Origin of the sequence: Marinobacter sp. X15-166B (genome assembly GCF_001752365.1) — a bacterium.
Lineage (GTDB): Bacteria > Pseudomonadota > Gammaproteobacteria > Pseudomonadales > Oleiphilaceae > Marinobacter.
Genome location: NZ_MEIY01000001.1, coordinates 2386221 through 2406573, shown reverse-complemented (window position 1 = coordinate 2406573; position 20353 = coordinate 2386221). Strand labels below are relative to the sequence as shown.

General features: G+C 58.3%; 15 protein-coding genes. 1 reads left to right on the top strand and 14 read right to left on the bottom strand.

Annotation, left to right across the window (positions count from 1 at the left end):
* The gene (locus BG841_RS11325; protein ID WP_070057757.1) at nt 1-1149 is read left to right on the top strand and encodes a glycerate kinase; all 1149 of its coding nucleotides are present in this window, start codon (nt 1-3) and stop codon (nt 1147-1149) included.
* 34 nt (nt 1150-1183) lie between these two features.
* Here the strand turns inward: BG841_RS11325 and BG841_RS11320 are convergent, their stop codons facing one another.
* From BG841_RS11320 to pepN, 14 genes are all read right to left on the bottom strand, one after another.
* Nucleotides 1184-1549 carry a MerR family transcriptional regulator gene (locus BG841_RS11320; protein ID WP_070057756.1) on the bottom strand — a complete coding sequence of 122 codons (366 nt, stop codon included), beginning with the start codon at nt 1547-1549 and terminating at the stop codon, nt 1184-1186.
* Nucleotides 1533-1832, bottom strand: a complete 300-nt coding sequence (ihfA, locus tag BG841_RS11315; protein ID WP_070057755.1) for an integration host factor subunit alpha — start codon at nt 1830-1832, stop codon at nt 1533-1535. The genes BG841_RS11320 and ihfA overlap by 17 nt, the downstream gene beginning before the upstream one ends.
* Before the next feature lie 3 nt (nt 1833-1835).
* The gene (gene pheT / locus BG841_RS11310) at nt 1836-4208 is read right to left on the bottom strand and encodes a phenylalanine--tRNA ligase subunit beta (RefSeq protein ID WP_070057754.1); all 2373 of its coding nucleotides are present in this window, start codon (nt 4206-4208) and stop codon (nt 1836-1838) included.
* Between the two features lie 54 nt (nt 4209-4262).
* Nucleotides 4263-5264, bottom strand: coding sequence for a phenylalanine--tRNA ligase subunit alpha (gene pheS, locus BG841_RS11305; RefSeq protein WP_070057753.1), 1002 nt, complete (start codon nt 5262-5264; stop codon nt 4263-4265).
* Between the two features lie 122 nt (nt 5265-5386).
* Nucleotides 5387-5740, bottom strand: a complete 354-nt coding sequence (gene rplT, locus BG841_RS11300) for a 50S ribosomal protein L20 (protein ID WP_070057752.1) — start codon at nt 5738-5740, stop codon at nt 5387-5389.
* Between the two features lie 32 nt (nt 5741-5772).
* Nucleotides 5773-5964 carry a 50S ribosomal protein L35 gene (gene rpmI, locus BG841_RS11295; RefSeq protein ID WP_070057751.1) on the bottom strand — a complete coding sequence of 64 codons (192 nt, stop codon included), beginning with the start codon at nt 5962-5964 and terminating at the stop codon, nt 5773-5775.
* A 91-nt stretch (nt 5965-6055) separates the two neighbouring features.
* Complete coding sequence (gene infC, locus BG841_RS16540; protein ID WP_074454340.1) at nt 6056-6595, bottom strand: translation initiation factor IF-3; 540 nt, start codon at nt 6593-6595, stop codon at nt 6056-6058.
* A 2-nt stretch (nt 6596-6597) separates the two neighbouring features.
* On the bottom strand, nt 6598-8523 hold the full coding sequence (gene thrS, locus BG841_RS11285; protein WP_070057749.1) for a threonine--tRNA ligase: 1926 nt from the start codon (nt 8521-8523) through the stop codon (nt 6598-6600).
* Nucleotides 8524-8691: 168 nt separating this feature from the next.
* Nucleotides 8692-11292, bottom strand: a complete 2601-nt coding sequence (locus tag BG841_RS11280; RefSeq protein ID WP_070057748.1) for a TRAP transporter permease — start codon at nt 11290-11292, stop codon at nt 8692-8694.
* A gap of 80 nt (nt 11293-11372) precedes the next feature.
* On the bottom strand, nt 11373-12350 hold the full coding sequence (locus tag BG841_RS11275) for a TAXI family TRAP transporter solute-binding subunit (protein ID WP_070057747.1): 978 nt from the start codon (nt 12348-12350) through the stop codon (nt 11373-11375).
* Between the two features lie 183 nt (nt 12351-12533).
* Nucleotides 12534-14918 carry an efflux RND transporter permease subunit gene (locus BG841_RS11270; RefSeq protein ID WP_070057746.1) on the bottom strand — a complete coding sequence of 795 codons (2385 nt, stop codon included), beginning with the start codon at nt 14916-14918 and terminating at the stop codon, nt 12534-12536.
* Between the two features lie 49 nt (nt 14919-14967).
* Entirely contained in the window at nt 14968-16113 is a 1146-nt protein-coding gene (locus BG841_RS11265) for a WD40/YVTN/BNR-like repeat-containing protein (protein ID WP_070057745.1), read from the bottom strand.
* A 39-nt stretch (nt 16114-16152) separates the two neighbouring features.
* Nucleotides 16153-17541, bottom strand: coding sequence for a DUF1329 domain-containing protein (locus BG841_RS11260; RefSeq protein WP_070057744.1), 1389 nt, complete (start codon nt 17539-17541; stop codon nt 16153-16155).
* Between the two features lie 139 nt (nt 17542-17680).
* Entirely contained in the window at nt 17681-20326 is a 2646-nt protein-coding gene (gene pepN / locus BG841_RS11255; protein ID WP_070057743.1) for an aminopeptidase N, read from the bottom strand.
* Between the last annotated feature and the right edge of the window lie 27 nt (nt 20327-20353).

Sequence of the window (20353 nt, the reverse complement as noted above, 5' to 3'; positions counted from 1 at the left end):
ATGCGCGTCATTATTGCCCCCGATTCGTTCAAAGAGTGTCTGCCTGCCGAAACGGTCGCGGACGCCATTGCGACTGGCTGGTTGCGGGGGGCACCCGCTGACCGGGTGGTGAAGATTCCTTTGGCGGACGGTGGTGAAGGCACGACCACAACCCTGGTGGGGGCGATGCGCGGCACACTTCATCAGGCCCGGGTCTCCGGGCCCTCCGGGGCACCGGTGGACGCTGTCTACGGACTGATCGACGACGGAAAAACCGCCATTGTCGAGGTGGCCGAAGCCAGCGGGCTGCATTGTGTGGCCGAAGCAGACCGCAATGCCATGACCGCCTCCAGTTACGGCACCGGCGAGCTGATCATGGCGGCCCTGAAACACCGCCCTGAGACCCTCATTGTCTGTCTGGGCGGCAGCGCCACCACCGACGGTGGTGCCGGTTTGTTGCAGGCGTTGGGGGCGCAACTGCTGGACCGCGACGGGCGGCCGATCCCCCCCGGCGGCGCGGGGCTGCGTTACCTGAGCAAGGTGGACGTCAGGGCGGCACGAGCCTGCCTGGACGGCATCCGGCTGGTGGTGGCCTGCGACGTGACCAACCCCCTGCTGGGTGCTGACGGCGCCGCAGCTGTTTTCGGGCCGCAAAAGGGCGCCACGCCGGATAATGTGCACACCCTCGACAATAACCTGCGACACTTTGCGTCGTGCGTGGCCCGGCAAGGGTACGACATCAGCAGTTTTGCGGGCAGTGGTGCGGCCGGTGGGCTCGGCGGCACCGTGGCGGGGATTCTCAACGCCACCCTCCAACCCGGTATCGAGCTGGTGATGAATGCGGTGGGTATGGACGCCCAGATGCAGCACGCCGATCTGGTGATTACCGCAGAAGGCGCAATCGACGGGCAAAGTGCTTCCGGCAAGACGCCGACAGGGGTCGCCCGTCTGGCGCAGAATTACGGCGTACCGGTGATTGGCCTGGCTGGCCAGCTTGGAGCCGGGCCCATGGACGCGGTGCACCAGGCAGGCGTTACCGCCCTTTTTGCCATTGCCCCGGGGCCGATCAGTAAAAACGATGCCATCGCTGGCGCGGCCCGCCTGCTGGAAGCCCAGGCGGAGCAACTGGCCCGTCTGACGTCAGCCCTGCAACAAAAAACCGGAGCCTGAGGCTCCGGTTTTTTATTTCACCACTGTCAGGGCGTCACCGGGTGGGCGTATTCAGCACCACCAGAACATCTTCAAGTTCCGCGATCATCTGCCGGATCAACTGCCGGTACTGGGAGGTGTCTTCCTTGGCTTCGTCACTGCCGAGCTTTTGCTTGGCGCCGCCAATGGTATAGCCCTGATCGTACAGCAGGCTGCGAATCTGCCGGATAGTCAGCACGTCCGCCCGCTGATAATAGCGACGGTTGCCGCGGCGCTTCACCGGAGACAGCTGGGGAAATTCCTGTTCCCAGTAGCGAAGCACGTGCGCCTTGACGGCGCACAGCTCCGCTACCTCGCCAATCGTGAAGTAGCGCTTACCCGGAATAGTCGGTAACTCGTTGTTATTACTCGGTTCCAACATAAGCTTCTACTTTTTGTTTAAGTTTTTGTCCCGGACGGAATGTCACAACCCGGCGGGCACTGATCGGAATTTCTTCCCCGGTTTTCGGGTTACGGCCAGGGCGCTCTTTTTTATCGCGCAAATCAAAGTTGCCAAAGCCCGACAATTTCACCTGCTCGTTATGACTCAAAGCGCCCCGAATCTCATCGAAAAAAGCTTCTACCATTTCTTTGGCTTCACGCTTGTTCAGTCCAAGCTCTTCGTACAAGCGTTCCGCCATTTCCGCTTTTGTCAAAGCCGCCATTCATCAACTCCTCAGTGTTGCCCCCAGCTCTTCAGTCAGTGCGGTGATCACCTCGTTGAACAGCTTGTGCACTTCTTCTTCATGGAGAGTGCGCTCGGGATGCTGCCAGAAAAGACTGAGGGCGACACTGCGCTTGCCTTCACCCACGCTCTGGCCTTCATACACATCAAACGCACGCAACGCGGTCAGATGATTGCCGGCTTGTTGCCGGACAACACGCTCAACATCTGCAAACGCGATTCCGTTCTCAATAATAATAGCCAAATCTCGACGAACTTCAGGAAATTTTGAAATTTCTTTGAAATTAGGCACATATCCCGAGAGAACTGCATCCAAGAATAGCTCAAACAGCAGAATCGTGCCATTAAGTTCCAGATTTTTCTGGACTTGTGGGTGCAGCGTGCCCAACCAGCCGATCGACTGCCCGGCCAGAAACAGCTCCGCGGTCTGCCCAGGGTGCAACGCCGGGTGTTCCCCTTTGGCGAAGTCCACCTGCACACCCAGCAACTGGAACAGTGCTTCCAACTCACCTTTGGTGTCGAAAAAGTCCGCGTCACGGCGGCCATTGGCCCAGTTTTCCGGGCTGTTGGGCCCCACCACCACCCCGCTCAACATGGGGCGCTGCTCAATGTCATCGCCCTCGCGCACAAACCGCAAGCCGCTTTCGAACAGACGAATACGGGGCTGCTGACGGTTTTGATTATGGGCAACGGTTTTCAGCAAACCACTCCACAGGGTGGTGCGCATCACCGACAGATCGGCGGAGATCGGATTGGCCAGGGCGATGCCGTCGCGGTCCGGATCCACCAGGGCCTGTACCTTGGGGTCCACGAAACTGTAGGTGATGGCTTCCTGATAGCCCCGGGACACAAAGAAACTCTGTACCGCTGACAACGGACGCACGGCTTCGGAATCCGCGCGCAGGGCCAGCGCGCCGACGGGCTCGGTCACCGGCAGGTTGTCGTAACCGTAAACGCGCCCGACTTCTTCGATCAGATCCACCTCGATGGACAGGTCGGGCCGGTAGCTCGGCACCCGGATGCGCCAGCCCTCAGGCAGCGGCTGATCGATACTCAGACCGAGGCGGGTCAGGATGTCTTCCACCGTGGCGCGGTCGATGTCCAGCCCCAGAACATCGGCGATGCGTTGGGCCCGCAAATCGATCAGGGTGGCTTGTGGCAGATGCGGCTCACTGGTGACGTCCACAATCTCGCCGGGTTCACCACCGACAATCGACATCAGCAGCTCGGTGGCCCGTTCCATGGCATCGCGGGCAAGTTGGTAATCCACACCCCGTTCGAAGCGATGGGAGGCATCGGTATGCAGACTGTATTCGCGAGCCTTGCCGGCCAGCGTGATGGGATCAAAATACGCCGCCTCGAGCACCAGGTCGCGGGTTGTTTCACTCACACCGGAATGTTCGCCCCCCATCACCCCGGCAATGGCGACCGGTTTTTCGTGGTCAGCAATGACCAGGGTATCCGCGCTCAGGGTCACTTCCTGGCCATCCAGCAGCACCAGGGTTTCGGCCGGCCTGGCCATGCGCACCACGATGCCGCCTTTGAGCTCGGCCCGGTCAAAGGCATGCATGGGCTGGCCCAGCTCAAGCATGACGTAGTTGGTCACATCCACCGCCGCATCGATCGAGCGGATCCCTGAGCGGCGCAACTTTTCCTGCATCCACATCGGCGACGGCACCGTCAGGTCGACATTTTTCAGGATCCGGCCCAGATAGCGGGGGCAGCCTTCCGGCGCGGTAACAGTCACTTCAATGACCTCACCGTGAGTGGCTGCAATGGGGGCGGTCTGCGGTGCCTCGACCTGCAACCGGTTAAGCACCGCTACTTCCCGGGCCAGGCCACGGATGGACAGGCAGTCGCTGCGGTTCGGGGTCAAGTCCACGTCAATGGTGACATCGTTCAGGCCCAGGTAGTCCACCAGACTCTGCCCCACCGGCGCATCCTCCGGCAACTCCATGATTCCGGCGTCCCGCTCGGACAACCCCAATTCGGTTTCGGAGCACAGCATACCCAGGGAAACCTGGCCGCGCAGTTTGGCCTTCTTGATTTTGAAGTTGCCGGGAAGGGTCGCGCCAACGACCGCAAACGGTACTTTCTGTCCCGCACGGACATTGGGGGCGCCACACACAACCTGCACCACCTCGTCACCACCGGCGACCTGACACACCCGCAACTTATCGGCGTCCGGATGGGGTTCTACCGATAGTACCTCGCCCACGATCACCCCCGAGAACTCGCCCGAGACCGGCTCTAAGCCATCGACTTCAAGCCCTGCCATGGTGATTTGATCGACCAATGCCTGTGTATCAAGCGCCGGGTTAACCCACTCGCGGAGCCACTGCTCACTGAATTTCATGGTGTATGCCTTGTTCTGAAACGGTTTAGCGGTATAGACGGAATTTGGAGACGCTCAGCGGAACTGCCGCAGAAAACGCAGATCGTTGTCAAAAAACATGCGCAGATCGTTGACGCCGTAACGGAGCATAGCCATTCGCTCTACGCCCAACCCGAAGGCAAATCCGCGATATTCTTCGGGATCGATGCCGCAATGCTCAAACACTTTGGGATGGACCATGCCACACCCCATGATTTCCAGCCATTTGATGGTGCCGTCGGCTTCCCGACCCCATTCGATATCCACCTCTGCGGAAGGCTCGGTGAACGGAAAATAGGAGGGACGGAACCGGACCTTGAGGTCATCACGCTCGAAGAACACCCGCAAAAACTCTTCCACGGTGCTTTTCAGATCGGCGAAACTGACGTTTCTGTCCACCAGCAGCCCTTCAATCTGGTGAAACATCGGTGTGTGGGTCATATCGGAATCACACCGGTACACACGGCCCGGGCAAATCATCCTGAATGGCGGTTTGGCCGCTTCCATGGTACGAATCTGCACGGGTGATGTATGGGTGCGCAGCACCGTGCCCGGGTTAAAATAGAAGGTATCGTGCATGGCCCGAGCGGGATGGTGATCGGGGATGTTGAGAGCTTCGAAATTGTGGTATTCGTCTTCGATTTCGGGCCCCTGCTCGACGGTATAACCGGCCCGGCTGAAAAAGTCCTCTATGCGCTGCAAGGTGCGGGTCACCGGATGCAGCCCACCCAGATCCTGGCCACGGCCCGGCAGGGTCACGTCAATCGACTCGCTGGCCAGTTGCTGGTCGATTGCGGCTTTTTCCAGCGCCGCACGACTGGCGGTGATGGCATTCTGAACCCGAGCCTTGGCGTCGTTAATTTTTTGTCCGGCGGCAGGGCGCTCTTCCGGAGACAACTTACCCAGCGATTTTAATTGCTGCGTCAGTACGCCTTTTTTGCCGAGGTAGTCGACGCGTACCTGATCCAGCATTTGCAGGCTGTTGGCCTTTTCAACGGCGGCCAGCCCTTCCTGAACGAGTTGTTCCAGGTTTTCCATTGACCCTGCTCCGAAACATTAAATGGGGCGAAAAAAAGGGGAAGAGCGCGCCCTTCCCCTATCAGCGGGCGCCCGCTCGCAGGCACCCGAATCGATCAGATATCGATAAAAGAGCTAAGCGATCACAAAGATGCTTTGGCCTTTTCAACAACGGCCGCAAAGGCCTGCTGCTCGTTCATGGCCAGATCGGCCAGAACCTTACGATCGATTTCAACATTGGCTTTTTTCAGGCCAGCAATCAGACGGCTATAGGACAGGCCATTCATGCGCGCACCGGCGTTGATCCGGGCAATCCACAGTGCACGGAACGCGCGCTTGCGATTACGACGGTCGCGGTAAGCGTACTGACCGGCTTTGATGACCGCCTGCTTGGCGACGCGGAAAACCCGGCTACGGGCACCGTAGTAACCTTTGGCCTGACTCAGAATCTTCTTATGACGACGGCGTGCGACCACACCACGTTTAATGCGAGGCATACTCTAATCCTTCTTAAATAACCAGTGAGCGCTTAGCGCGCGAGCATCAATTTGACGGAAGCAATATCGGCCTTGGCAACCATTTTGGTTGCACGCAGCTGACGCTTACGCTTGGGGCTCTTCTTGGTCAGAATGTGACTGGTGAAGGACGACTTATGCTTGAATCCGTTGGCGGTTTTCTTAAACCGTTTGGCGGCTCCACTTTTGGTTTTCATCTTGGGCATTGCTACAACTCCGCATTCATTTTTTAAGTTTGATTGTGTTCCGAAACGACAAATCCCCCGCGTGCGCAGGGGATAGGTATGCTGTTCAGAATCACTTCTTTTTACGAGGTGCGACAACCATGGTCATCTGGCGGCCTTCCATTTTTGGCCGTTGCTCGACCTGAGCTATTTCAGCAACATCCGCCTCGATCCGGTTCATGAGCTGCATACCGATTTCCTGGTGGGCCATCTCACGTCCGCGGAATCGAATCGTCAATTTGCCGCGATCCCCGTTTTCAAGGAAACGTATCAGGTTGCGTAGTTTTACCTGATAATCCCCTTCTTCAGTTCCTGGACGGAACTTAAGCTCTTTTACCTGCACCTGCTTTTGCTTCTTTCTGGCAGCTGCTTTGGCCTTCTTCTCTTCGAAGACCTTCTTTCCGAAATCCATTATCTTACAGACGATCGGATCGGAATCGGTAACCTGAACCAGATCCAGAGAAGCTTCTTCCGCCTGTTTGATGGCATCCTCTAGCGAAACTACACCGACCTGATTGCCTTCGGCATCGATAAGGCGGACTTCAGTGGCTTGAATGTTCTCATTGATTGGCGCACGAGGCGCGCGCCCACCCCGATTCGTTCGCTGTTTAATAGTTAGTTCTCCATCTCGATTTTGCCTTTGCGCTCAACGTCTTTGGCCAGCAAAGACTCGAACGCTTCCAGCGTCATGGTTCCCAGATCCTCACCTTTGCGGGTTCTCACCGCAACGGTACCGGCGTCAACTTCTTTGTCGCCGGCAACGACCAGATACGGAACCTTATTAATTGTATGTTCACGAATTTTAAAGCCGATCTTCTCGTTTCTCAAGTCAGCATTTACCCTATAACCCTGCGACTCGAGTTTTTTCGCCAAACTTGCGCAGTATTCTGCCTGATTGTCGGTAATATTCAACACCGCAACCTGTGTCGGAGCCAGCCAGGTGGGGAAAGCCCCTTCATATTCCTCAATCAGAATACCGATGAAACGCTCGAACGAACCAAGCACCGCGCGATGCAGCATCACCGGAGTGCGCCGTTCAGAATTGTCCGCCACGTATTGGGCACCCAAACGCCCCGGCATGGAAAAGTCGACCTGTATGGTACCACACTGCCAGACCCGGCCGATGGTATCCTCCAGAGAGAACTCGATCTTGGGGCCATAAAAGGCACCTTCGCCCGGCAACAGTTCCCACTCGACGCTTTCGCGATTGAGGGCCTCCTCCAGCGCAGCCTCGGACTTGTCCCAGACTTCATCAGAACCGACGCGGTTTTCCGGACGGGTCGACAGCTTGTAGAGGATTTTTGAAAAACCGAAGTCGGCGTAGACTTCATGCAGCAGATCAATAAACCGGGACACTTCCTTCTGGATGTCGCCTTCTTCACAGAAGATGTGCGCGTCATCCTGGGTAAAACCGCGCACCCGCATCAGCCCGTGCAGGGCTCCGGACGCCTCGTTCCGGTGACAGGAGCCAAACTCCGCCAAGCGCAGCGGCAGATCCTTGTAACTTTTCAACCCCTGATTGAACACCTGAATGTGACAGGGGCAGTTCATCGGCTTGATGGCGAAATCGTGTTTTTCCGACTCGGTGGTGAACATCCCCTCGGCAAATTTGTCCCAATGACCGGACTGCTCCCACAAGGCACGGGAGACCACCTGAGGCGTATTGATCTCCTGGTAATCATGGCGGCGCAAGATGTCGCGCATGTACTGCTCGATGGTCTGGTAAATGGTCCAGCCAGCGGGGTGCCAGAACACCATGCCCGGTGCCTCTTCCTGCATGTGAAACAGGTTCAGCTTTTTGCCGATTCTGCGGTGATCACGCTTTTCCGCTTCTTCGATCCGGTGCAGGTAGGCTTTCAGTTCTTTCTTGCTGCCCCAGGCGGTGCCGTATACCCGCTGCAACTGTTCGTTGGCGGTATCTCCGCGCCAATAGGCACCGGCCACCTTGGTCAGCTTGAAGGCTTTCAGTTTACCGGTACTGGGCACGTGGGGCCCCCGGCACAGGTCGATGAAGTCACCCTGCCGGTAAAACGACAGGTCTTCGTCACCGGGAATGTCCTGAATGATCTTGACCTTGTACTCTTCACCCATGCTGTCAAACAGGGCGACCGCTTCCTCACGGGACAGCACCGAACGGGACACCGGGATATCCTGTTTGGCCAACTCTTCCATCCGCTTTTCAATGCGGCCGAGGTCTTCGTTGGTGAACGGCCGGTCATACTTGAAATCGTAATAGAAACCGTTGTCGATCACCGGCCCGATGGTCACCTGGGCACCAGGAAACAGCTCTTTGACGGCCATGGCCAGCAAATGCGCGGTGGAGTGACGGATGACATCGACACCGTCTTCGTCGCGCTCGGTAATGATGGCCAGTTCTGCGTCTTCCTGTATTTCATAGCTGGTATCCACCAGCGTGCCGTTGACGCGTCCGGCAAGGGCGGCTTTAGCAAGCCCGGCGCCGATGTCGGCGGCCACGTCGTGAACGGTAACAGGATTGGCAAAGCTGCGGTGACTGCCGTCAGGCAGAGTAATTACGGGCATGGTGAACTCCTTACAGCGGTGATCCCTACCAAAGATCACATGGTTTCGGTGTGCCGCGATACAGACGCGGTCCGTTGAGGAGCCGGATTCTAACAGGCAGGGGGAAGCGTGTCATGCGCAAAACCCGAACAAAAACACCCCCAAAGGCGAGTTTGAGGGTGTTTCGGGTCATGCCTGGTGCGCGGTGAGCGCCTGCTTTTGACGTCGTCGGATCTGACCGAACGCCAAAGCGGCCAACAGCAACAACGCAGGAATGAACATCAGTTCTTTCGGCGGTCGTTCCTGCCTGACCTGCACCTGCTCGATGACCCAGTCGAAATAGATACCGGCTTTCTCCGCCGCACTGCCGAAGCCGACAAAATCAACCACCATGCGGTCCTCCACCTGGCGCAACTCCAGACCGGCCTCCATCAGGCGCGCCTTGGGGGTGGCAGCGGGAGGCAACGGCACCCGCACAAAGGTGGACACCTCGCGACCGTCCAGAGACATGCCGGACGCTTTGACCACCAGGTCGCCATTAGCGGGTATGTCGCCGATATGCTGCTCAATTTCAGTGCCCGGGTATTCGACCGTGGCGGGATAAACCATGTCCCACCAGAAACCCGGGCGGAACAGGGTGAAGGTGATCAACAACAGGAGCCCGGTTTCCCATTTGTAGCTCCTGGTGAGCCAGTACCCCTGGGTCGCCGCGGAAAACACCAGCATGGCGGTCACCGCACTGAACACCGTGATCAACAGATCAAACCAGCCGGTCAGACCGATCAGCAGCAACTGGGTATTGAAGATAAACATGAACGGCAGAATGGCCGTGCGGATATCGTAGGTAAACCCCTGAACGGCGGTGCGGATCGGGTCAGCCCCGGAGATGGCGGCGGCGGCGTAAGCCGCCAGCCCAACGGGCGGTGTATCATCCGCCAGAATGCCAAAATAAAACACAAACATGTGCACCGCGATCAGTGGCACCAGCAAACCGTTCTGTGCCCCCAGGGTCACAATCACCGGAGCCATCAGGGTGGACACCACGATGTAGTTGGCTGTGGTCGGCAGGCCCATACCCAGCACCAGACTGATGATGGCGGTAAAGATCAGCATCAGCATCAGGTTGCCGCCGGAAATGAACTCCACAAACTCGGTCATCACCAGACCGATACCGGTCAGGGTTACCGTACCCACCACAATGCCGGCCGTGGCGGTAGCAACACCAATGCCAACCATGTTGCGTGCTCCGATCACCAGCGAACGGATCAGATCATGGCCGCCTTCACGCATTGCGGCCAGGGTGCCCTGCTGCTTCAGAAATAACGTCTTGAGCGGCCGCTGCGTCAGAATGATAAAGATCATGAATACCGTCGCCCAAAACGCCGACAACTGCGGTGAGAAGCGTTCCACCGTCAGACACCAGACCAGCACGACCACCGGCAACAGGAAGTACAAACCGGATTTGACGGTCACCCCGACCTCCGGCAACGTATCCATCGGCTGGTCCGGGTCGTCGACCTTCAACTCCGGGAAACGTGTGGCGTAACCCACCAGGAAAATATAGATGAGCAGCAGGATCGGCCCCAGCACCCACATGGCGGCATCCCCCAGCAGCGCTTTGGTCCAGCCAATGCCGTAGTACACCGCCAGGGTCAGCACCGACAGCCCGATCAAGAGCACCACCCAGGTCAGCATACGCTGGGCCAGGGTGGGTGCCTGCACACGCTCCACCCCTTGCATGTTCAACTTGCAGGCTTCGAGATGAACAATATAAATCAGCGCCACATAGGAAATGAGCGCTGGCAGTATGGCGTGTTTGATTACCTCGATATAGGGGATGCCGACGTACTCCACCATCAGGAAGGCGGCCGCTCCCATAATGGGTGGCGTCAGCTGACCATTGGTCGATGCCGCCACCTCCACAGCACCCGACTTCACGGCGGGGAACCCTACCCGCTTCATCAGCGGAATGGTGAAGGTCCCGGTGGTGACCACATTGGCAATGGACGACCCGGAAATAATGCCGCTCAAGCCACTGGCGACCACGGCCGCCTTGGCCGGGCCGCCGCGCATGTGCCCGAGCATGGCGTAGGCAACCTTAATGAAGTAGTTGCCGGCACCGGCTTTTTCGAGCATGGCGCCAAACAGCACGAACAGAAACACAAAGCTGGTGGACACACCCAGTGCCACCCCGAAGACCCCCTCGGTCCCCAGCCACTGATGGGACGCCAGCTTCTCGAGACTGGCCCCCTTGTGGGAGATGACGTCGGGCATGTAGGGGCCACCCACCGAATAGATGATGAACACCCCGGCGACGATCGCCAGCGGCAAGCCCAGGGCCCGACGGGTTGCTTCCAGCAACAGCAGCAGCCCTCCCAGAGCAACAATCAGATCCTGAGTGATGGGGGCTCCCGGACGGGTGGAGATTTCACGATAAAAAACATAAATGTAAGAAGCGGCAAAGGCCGCGGCCAGCGCCAGAATCCAGTCGTATACGGGCACATGATTGAGGGTCCTGCCCTTGATCATGGGGAAGGCGGCAAAGGACAAGAACACGGCGAACGCCAGATGGATAGAGCGTGCTTCGGTGGAATTGAAGACGCCGAAATTGACTATAAACGGCAAGGGCGAAGCGATCCACAACTGGAACAGTGACCAACACAAAGGCACGACAAACAGTATAATTCCTGCTGGCCCTGTGGCGATCCGCCCGCCGGATTCGGTCTGCAATAACGCGGCTAGCTTTGCTTTATCAACATCGCCACCGGCAGGAGCTTTACCAACAGCCATAATCACATCCCATCAATACCAAGTGGTAATAAAAACAAACAGGCAATGGCTGGGTAAACCATTGCCTGTCCGCAACGCGATCAGTCGATCAGGCCATGCTCCTTGTAGTACTTGGCCGCACCGGGATGCAGGGGCGCACTCAGCGCATCCGCCACCATTTCTTCTTTGGTCAGGTTACCAAAGGCCGGATGCAACCGTTTAAAACTGTCGAAGTTGTCGAATACAGCCTTGACCACCGCGTAGACCACCTCGTCGGGGACTTTGGCCGAGGTCACAAACGTGGCCGCCACCCCAAAGGTGGTGACATCCTCGTCGTTACCGCGGTACATGCCACCGGGGATCTTGACCGAGCGGTAGTATGGGTTATCGTCGATGAGTTTTTGGGTGGCGCTGTTTTCGACGGTCACCAACACGCTGTCGCAGGAGGTGGTGGCTTCTTTGATGGCGCCGGACGGGTGCCCGACGGTATAGAAGAAGGCATCAATGTTGCCGTCACACAGGGCCTGAGACTGCTCAGCCGCCTTGAGCTCCGCCGCCAGTGAAAACTTGTCCAGATCCCAACCCATCGCTTTCATCAGGGTTTCGGCGGTCGCCCGCTGGCCCGACCCCGGGTTACCCACCGAGACCCGTTTGCCGGCAAGGTCTTCGAAGGTGTTGATGTTGGAACCCTTGCTCGCCACCACGGTAAAGGGCTCCGGGTGCATCGAGAATACCGCGCGCAGATCGGTATTGGCGCCGTCTTTCTCGAACTGGTCGGTGCCGTTGTAGGCGTGATACTGCCAGTCGGACTGGGCTACCGCCAGATCCAGCTCACCCTGGCGGATGGCGTTCAGGTTGTAGACGGACCCCCCGGTACTCTCAACCGAACAGCGAATACCGTGCTCTTTGCGATCCATATTGACCAGTCGGCAAATGGCGCCGCCGGCAGGATAATAAACACCGGTGACACCACCGGTACCAATCGTCACGAATTGCTGTTCCTGCGCCGATACCGCGGTCGCGCCCAGCCCCAATGCGGCTGCAACAGTTATTGCGGAGAGGTTTTTCCGAAATGCCATGAGATCTTCCTTTTTTTATGATTCGTTATCGTTTCACCGGCCCGCATTGGCGACGCGGGCACACGTTTGCCTCGCCTTAAAATATAGACGAATTTTCTGGTAAGGGAAGCAAAAACTTCCCCTAACCAGTTGAACGCAAGCCAAAAAATCTGTTTTCGGCCTTTTTTCCTGTACTTTCAGTCCCTACTTGTCCGCCAGGGCTCTGGCGTGCATCTTTTCAGGCTTCAACACAAACCGCGCCAGCGCGGGCAGCAGCCAGATGGAACCAATCATGTTCCAGAGGAACATGAAGAACAGCAAGAAGCCCATATCGGCCTGGAATTTGATGGGCGAAAACACCCAGGTGATCACCCCAAGCCCAAGCGTCACCCCGGTAAACGCAACGGCCTTACCGGTGGAACGCAGAGTTTCGAAGTAGGATTCCTGCAACGTTTTGCCTTCCTTCAGGTACTTTTCAAGCTTGCTGTAGATGTAAATGCCGTAGTCCACACCGATACCGACCCCAAGGGCAATGACCGGCAGCGTGGCCACTTTGATGCCAATCCCCGAGATGGCCATGATGGCCTCGGCCAGGACGGAAGTCAGCCCCAGCGGGATAACGATGCACAACACCGCCCGCACTGAACGGAAGGTGAGCAGGCACAGGAGACTGACTACACTGTACACAAAGACCAGCATCCAGTTCTTGGCGCTGGAAATCACCTCGTTGGTCGCCGCCTCAACCCCGGCATTCCCTGCCGCGAGCAGGAACCTGTGTTCCTCTGCGTTGGTGTCAGCAGCAAACGCTTCTACCCGCTCTACCACGCGGCTGAGGGTTTCGGCTTTGTGATCTTCGAGGAACACCAGCACCGGCGTGAGACTGCAATCGGTGTTGATCAACCCGGCCGGAGCTTCCCGGATCGAGGCGTTGATGATGGTCTGGTTACGGGAGATTTCGTACCAGTTCCAGTTACCTTCGTTCAAGGCTTTGGTCACGATCTTGGACACATTGGCCAGGGAGGCAGAGGACTGCACCCCGGGGGTGTTTTGCAACTCCCACTGCAGACGGTCCATGGCGGTGAGCACGGAGTACTGAGTGCACTGCTCTACCGGGGTTTTGACCATGACCACCAGCACATCGGCGCTGGTGGAGTAGTTCTCAATCAGGTAAGCGTTATCCAGATTATAGCGTGAGTCTGCACGCAGCTCCGGAGCGCCCTTGTCCAGATCACCTACTTTCAGGTCCTGTTTGAAATAGAGCCCCACACCCAGGCCAATCGCCGCGATCAGCAATGACACCGGGGCAATTTTGGGATGAGCGAAATTGGACATGAGTCGCCACTTGCGATCCTGCTTTTCGCCATGGTTCTGTACGTGGCGGATACCGTTCCGGGTGATCCCGATGTACGACATGATCAACGGATGCAGCACCAGGTTGGTGATGATGACAATCGCCACCCCCAGGCCTGCGGCCACCGCCAGATCCTTGATCACATCGATCTCGATGAACAACAAGGTCAGGAAGCCAAACGCATCTGAAATCAACGCCAGCATGCCGGGAATGTACAGTGCCCGGAAGGCCAGCCGCGCGGCCATCACCGGGTTGAACCCTTTCGCCGCTTCCAGTGCCATGGCATTAACGACCTGCACACCGTGACTGATGCCGATCGCAAAGACCAGGAAGGGCACCAGAACCGAGTAGGGGTCCAGCCCGTAGCCCAGTAACCGCAGTGCACCCAGTTGCCAGAACACCGCCACAATCGAGGTAAACACCGGCACAAAGGTGCCTGCCAGGCATCGGGAATAGCCGTACAAGAGGATGGTGGTCAGCAGTATGGTGATGCCGGCAAACCAGGCGATGGCGCCAATTCCTTCGATGAGGTCACCGACCTTTTTGGCGAAACCGACGATGTGCACCTCAATATTCTGGTTCTGCTGCTGGTATTTCTCCCGCACCTTTTCTTCCAGCTGACGGGAAAACTCGCCATAATCCAGCGGCTCACCGGTTTCCGGGTTTTTCTCGTACAGGGGGGCGTACACGATGGTCGACTGGAAGTTGTCCGAAATCAGGCGGCCCACCTCGTTGGAGCGCAGAATGTTCTGCCGCAACGCTTCCAGACTCTCGGCGGAACCGTCGTAGCCGTCCGGAATGACCGTGCCTCCCTGAAATCCCTGTTCGGTAACTTCCACCCAGCGCACATTGGGGGTCCACAGGGATTTGAGCCCCGAGCGATCCACTCCGTTCAGATAAAAAACCTCGTCGGTGACCTCCTGCAGGGTTTCCATGTACTCCGGAGTGAAGATATCGCCGTCTTTGACCTTTACGGCGATACGCACAAAGTTGCCGAGGTTTTCCAGGTCGTCGCGGTGCTCCAACATATTGACGATGTAGGGGTGCTCCAGCGGGATCATCCGCTCAAAGCTGGCGTCCGGTTGGATTTTTACCGCGTTGTAGCCCAGAAACACCGTTATAAACAAAAAACCGACCAGGATCAGGGCACGGTTTCTGAATATAAACCGTTCCAGAAACGGCCCGGCATTTGGCGTGGTCAGATGAGGTTCGCCCTGCTCGTGCTTCGGGTTCGACATTCAATTGCCCCTTTTATAATCGTTCTGTTGTTGCCACATCAGGGCGTGTTTACAGGTCATTGCCATGGGCGTCGGTCGGCTTGACGCCGCTTTCGCCCATAACCAAAAGTTTGTTGGCCGATAAAGGCACCACCGCCATCACTCCCTCCCGGCCCCCACGGTAGTTCACCGTGAAGCGGGTGCGCTCGGGGTTGCTGGTCAGCACGGCCCCGCCGTTGCCCACCAAAACAATGCGGCCATCGTCGAGCAAGGCACCGCCGTTCAGGGTGGCGGACGCATCCGTGGGCACTGCCGACCAGCTCTCGCCCAGATCCGCTGACTGAAAGATGTGGCCGCGCAACCCGAATACCAGTATTTCCTCCGCCCGGTCGGTCCCCAGTACTCCGAACAATGATCCCTCATAGGGACTGTCCCGTTTGCTCCAGGTATCGCCGCGATCGGTGGACACAAAAATCTGCCCTTCCTCACCCACGATCACCAAAGCGCCGCCGGCTATCCGGGTGATGGCGTTCAGATGAAAGCCGGAGCCGTTTTCGATATGCCCGGACCAGTCGTGCCAGCTGTCGCCGCCATCGTTGGTGCGCAGAATCATGCCATATGCACCCACCACAAACCCGTGCCGGTCGTCTTCGAACCAAACATCCAACAGGGGGTTTACCGGCCCCACGTCGAGATCGGCCTGAAGATTTTCCAGAGCAAAATACAGATCATCCAGAGCCCATTCCAGATCCTCCCTGTCGGCCTCGGGCGCCTGCTCAATCTCCCGTTCAAGTTCGGCGGCGCGTTCCGTTTTAGCCGCAATGACCAATTCAGCGGCGCCAACTCCGGTGAGCTGCACGGCCCAGGTCTGCCCCGCATCTTCGGATTTCAGCACTACCCCGCTGTGGCCCACTGCCCAGCCGGTGTCCGCTGTGGGAAAGTCAATCCCGGTCAGGGTAACCGACACGGGCACCTGGCCCTGATGCCAGTCTGCTCCGCCATCGTCACTGTAGATGATGTGCCCGCGCTCACCTGCCGCCACAATACGATCCCCGGCCCGGCTTGCATCGGTCAACAGGTGTGAAGGGGCCAGGTCGGTCGCTCTCGCCGGCCGGTCGAGGGCATCCGTGAGCGCAACTGCGGCGGGCGCAGCAACGACCAGGGACAGCCCCAGAACGAGCGCACCGACCGTGGTGTCTGTGAATTGTATAGCCATTCAGATTGCCTATGGTTGATGTTGTCTCTTCGAAAAACTTCAGCGCACGCTTCGACGTCGCAGCGAAGCGGGCGAAAAATAACGCTTGTTCATAACATCGGCGGTAAACACCCGCGTCCCGGGCTCTTCTGTATCCAGTCCGAGCACGTGATAGCGCCTGGCCTGCAGATCGTGGTAGACATCCAGCGCGGTCCAGACCCCCGGCAACTCATAGTAGTTTTTTGCCAACCCCATGGTGACGCGCCACAACTCACCGCGCCCATCGTACTGATCGATCAGGAGCACATTCCAGCTGTCGGCATCCACATAAAAGCGCCGTTTACTGTAGATGTGACGCTGACCACTCTTCAGGGTCGCCTCGACGACATGGACCCGATGCAACTCCCAACGGGTAAAATCCGGGTTGACATGGGTAGCGCCCAGAATTTCGGAGTAAGGCAACCCCTGCTGGCCAATCGCATAGTTGTTATAGGGAAGGTAGATTTCCCGCAAACCTTCGTAGTGCCAGTCGTACCGGTCGAGGGCGCCGTTGAATATATCGGTGTCATCGGCCGTGCGCAGGTTTTCCGCGGCGGCGATGGGCGAATCGTAGCCCAGATTGGGCGCGCGGCGCACCCGGCGCTGGCCGGCGTTATACCCCCAGCCATTGCGGGGGTTAATGATCTGATTGAGGGTTTCATGAACCAGGATCGCGCCCCCGGCCAGCCGGGGCGGCGATTGGGTGAAAGACAGGTAGTAAAAAATAACATTATCGAGTGTTTCTTCGCTGCCTTCCGGGTTGTAGTAGTTGAAAAACACTTCCTGCTGGGAGGTAACCAGCGAATAACTGCCATTGGCACGGACGGCCACCTCACTGGAACGGCGGGTCCCCGACACCCCCCGCCAGCGGGTCAGATGATTCCAGATGGTCTGCCAGGCTTTTTGTTCGTCAGTGCCGGACAGGATGGGGAAGGGATACCCCCCGTAGGCCCCCGACAGGCCCTCGCCTTTGCCGACTATGCGGGCGCTGACTGCATTGTTCCGGGTGTTTTCAGCCACCCACTCGGGGATGGCGTGGGTGCGCCGGGACACGTATACAGGAACCCGGAAGGTTTCCGGGTAGGTCTGTAACATCGCCATGACGCCGTCCGACAGCTGGTCCCGGTACCGATCGGCATTGCCGGCATCAATGGTGAACAGCACTTCATCGTCCGCGAACGGGTCCGGGTGATGATGCCCGGGACCTTCATATTCAGGCGGTGGGCTGGTCAGCCCTCCGGTCCACGCGGGTATGGTGCCCGCGTCATTACCGGCCACCGGTGACCCAAACGGCGTCAGATCCTTGCCCAGGCGCGCCGCCTGGGTGCTGGAAACCGCTGCGTGCACCCCGCCCGACACCAGCAACAGCCATAAAAAACCGCACAACCACAGATTATATTTATTTTTCATTTTCTGAACCCTAGCGCGTCCAAACTCTCTTTGAAGGCTTTTGATTATTGTTGCACTTCAACTACCAACTAGGGCTCAGGGTATCCCAGGGCCATTCGGATTCCATCAACCGAAAGTGCGATTTTGCGCCGCGGTCACATTACGCCGACAAACTTTTGTGGACCACCTCGTACAAGTCGGGCGACAACCCCTGCTGGTCACGCACACCTTGCAGGGCCTGTTTCATCGGCACCCCGTGGCGGTCCGCAAACTTCGCCCAACGGGTCAACGGGGTAATCAGCCGGGCTGCTATCTGGGGATTGCTGCGATCCAGTCGCTTGACCTGTTCCGCCAGGAAGCGGTATCCGGCGCCATCCTGACGATGAAACTCGGTCAGGTTCTGATTGGCAAACACCCCCAGAACCGCCCGTATTTTATTGGGATTTTTCCAGTCGAACGCGGGATGCTGCAGCAGGTCGGTTACCGCCTCCAGGCGGCCCACAGCACCGGTACTGGCGGCCTGCACCGAGAACCACTGGTCCACGACCAGGGGGTCTGCCTGCCAGCGGTGATAAAATTCCGCCAGTGCCCGTTCCCGCTCCGCATCAAAATGGGAATTTACCAGTGCCCTGAGGGCGCCCAGCCGGTCGGTCATATTGCTGGCTGTGTCGAATTGCTCCACCGCCAAGGCTCGGCCCCGCTCATCGCCGATATGCAACAACCAGCTCAACGCCGTATTGCGCAGACTGCGGCGCGCGATGGCCTCCGGCGTCAATTCGTACCCGGCCGCGGTTGAGTGTCGTTCGTAACAGGCCATCAGTTCATCGCGGACGCCGTTGGCCACCCGGTCCAGCACTGACATTCTGGCCTGATGAATCGCCTGCACGTCGGGCTGGTCCGCCAACTCGATCAGGTAGGCTTCCGATGGCAGCTCCAGCATCTTCGCCACCAATGCCTGATCCAGGTCCACGTCGCTCAACAGGCGTCGGTAGGCGCTGACCAGTCGTTCATCCACCCCGGCATCAGCACCGGTGGCCAGCACCGACTGAATCACGTCCACCGCCAGACGCTGGCCCGCGTCCCAACGGTTAAAACCATCGGCATCGTGACTCATCAGAAACAGCAGCTGTTCACGGGTCCATGGGTATTGCACCCGCACCGGTGCGGAGAACCCGCGCAGCAAGGACGGCACCGGGCGCGCGGCCACCCCATGGAACTCGAAGGTCTGCTGTGCATCGGTCAATTCGAGCACCCGGGGCGCGGTGCCCCCATCGGCCGCCGCCGTTAACCGCAGCGGTACATCTGCGCCGTCATGGCCTAACAGCCCCACCGCAAAGGGAATGTGGTGCGGTTGTTTGGCGTGTTGGCCCGGCGTATCCGGGATCGATTGCGTCAGGGTCAGGCGGTACACCTGCTGGGCCTCGTCGTACTCGTCCTCGACCGCAACCACCGGGGTGCCAGCCTGTTCGTACCAAAGCCGGAACCGGGTCAGATCCCGGCCGCTCACATCTTCCATGGCGCGCAGGAAATCGTCGGTGGTCACCGCCTGGCCGTCATGGCGGTCGAAATACAGATCACTGCCCTTACGGAACAGTTCGGGGCCCAGCAGGGTGTGGATCATGCGCACCACTTCCGCACCCTTCTCGTAGATGGTCAGGGTGTAAAAGTTGGAGATTTCCATATAGGACTCCGGTCTGACCGGGTGCGCCATGGGACCGCCATCTTCGGCGAACTGCGCGGTCCGCATCAACGTGGCGTCCTCTATACGTTTGACCGTGGCAGACCCCATATCCGCAGAAAACTGACTGTCGCGGAAGACGGTAAAGCCTTCTTTCAGACTTAACTGGAACCAGTCACGACAGGTTACCCGGTTGCCCGACCAGTTATGGAAGTATTCGTGCGCGACGATGGATTCGATGCGCTGGAAGGCCGCATCCGTCGCGGTCTCGGGGCTCGCCAATACGCAGGAAGAGTTGAAGATATTGAGCCCCTTGTTTTCCATGGCGCCCATGTTGAAATCGTCGACCGCAACAATCATGTAGATGTCGAGATCGTACTCCCGGCCGTAGCGTTCTTCATCCCAGCGCATGGACCGTTTCAGGGACTCCAGCGCGTGCTCGCACTTGTCGGCGTTGCGGGGCTCCACATACATGCGCAACGCCACATCCCGGCCCGAACCGGTGGTGTAGGTGTCATTTTTTTCCACCAGATCCCCGGCCACCAGGGCAAACAGATAGCTCGGCTTGGGGAAGGGGTCTTCCCAGGTGACGAAATGCCGGTTATCCGCCAGCTCACCGCGCTCAACGGGGTTGCCGTTCGACAGCAGCACCGGACAGACGCTGCGGTCGGCTTCAATCCGGGTCCGGTAGCGGGCCATGACATCGGGCCGGTCGGGGAAATAGGTGATGCAACGAAAACCCTGCGCCTCGCACTGGGTGCAAAACATGCCGGATGAACGGTACAGGCCTTCCAGACGGGTATTGTGCTGGGGTTCGATCCAGGTAACCACGCCCAGCACAAAGCGGTCCGGAACCCCGTGCACCAGCAACCCGTGGCCGAGATCTTCGTACTCTGCAGCGTGCAACGGCCGCTCGTTCAGGGTCACCGCCTCCAGTTGCAGCCGGTCGCCGTCCAATTCGAGGGTGGTGGCGGTGGCGGCAGAAGCCGGATTGCGACGCACCGTGAGCCGGCTGTGCACCCGCGCGCCCTCCTCAAACAACTCGAACCGCAGATCAACATGATCCACCAGAAAGGGGGGCACCTCATATTCACGCAGATAAACGGTCTTCGGTTGATTGGTACGCATTAATATTCTCCAAAACGGACCTGCCAC

What these genes read in the sequence shown, in the direction of transcription:
- BG841_RS11260 (WP_070057744.1), bottom strand. Translation starts at nt 17,541, where the DNA reads ATGAAAAATAAATATAATCTGTGGTTGTGCGGTTTTTTATGGCTGTTG.
- BG841_RS11270 (WP_070057746.1), bottom strand. Translation starts at nt 14,918, where the DNA reads ATGTCGAACCCGAAGCACGAGCAGGGCGAACCTCATCTGACCACGCCA.
- BG841_RS11275 (WP_070057747.1), bottom strand. Translation starts at nt 12,350, where the DNA reads ATGGCATTTCGGAAAAACCTCTCCGCAATAACTGTTGCAGCCGCATTG.
- pepN (WP_070057743.1), bottom strand. Translation starts at nt 20,326, where the DNA reads ATGCGTACCAATCAACCGAAGACCGTTTATCTGCGTGAATATGAGGTG.
- rplT (WP_070057752.1), bottom strand. Translation starts at nt 5,740, where the DNA reads ATGCCTCGCATTAAACGTGGTGTGGTCGCACGCCGTCGTCATAAGAAG.
- pheT (WP_070057754.1), bottom strand. Translation starts at nt 4,208, where the DNA reads ATGAAATTCAGTGAGCAGTGGCTCCGCGAGTGGGTTAACCCGGCGCTT.
- BG841_RS11320 (WP_070057756.1), bottom strand. Translation starts at nt 1,549, where the DNA reads ATGTTGGAACCGAGTAATAACAACGAGTTACCGACTATTCCGGGTAAG.
- thrS (WP_070057749.1), bottom strand. Translation starts at nt 8,523, where the DNA reads ATGCCCGTAATTACTCTGCCTGACGGCAGTCACCGCAGCTTTGCCAAT.
- pheS (WP_070057753.1), bottom strand. Translation starts at nt 5,264, where the DNA reads ATGGAAAACCTGGAACAACTCGTTCAGGAAGGGCTGGCCGCCGTTGAA.
- ihfA (WP_070057755.1), bottom strand. Translation starts at nt 1,832, where the DNA reads ATGGCGGCTTTGACAAAAGCGGAAATGGCGGAACGCTTGTACGAAGAG.
- BG841_RS11325 (WP_070057757.1), top strand. Translation starts at nt 1, where the DNA reads ATGCGCGTCATTATTGCCCCCGATTCGTTCAAAGAGTGTCTGCCTGCC.
- BG841_RS11280 (WP_070057748.1), bottom strand. Translation starts at nt 11,292, where the DNA reads ATGGCTGTTGGTAAAGCTCCTGCCGGTGGCGATGTTGATAAAGCAAAG.
- rpmI (WP_070057751.1), bottom strand. Translation starts at nt 5,964, where the DNA reads ATGCCCAAGATGAAAACCAAAAGTGGAGCCGCCAAACGGTTTAAGAAA.
- BG841_RS11265 (WP_070057745.1), bottom strand. Translation starts at nt 16,113, where the DNA reads ATGGCTATACAATTCACAGACACCACGGTCGGTGCGCTCGTTCTGGGG.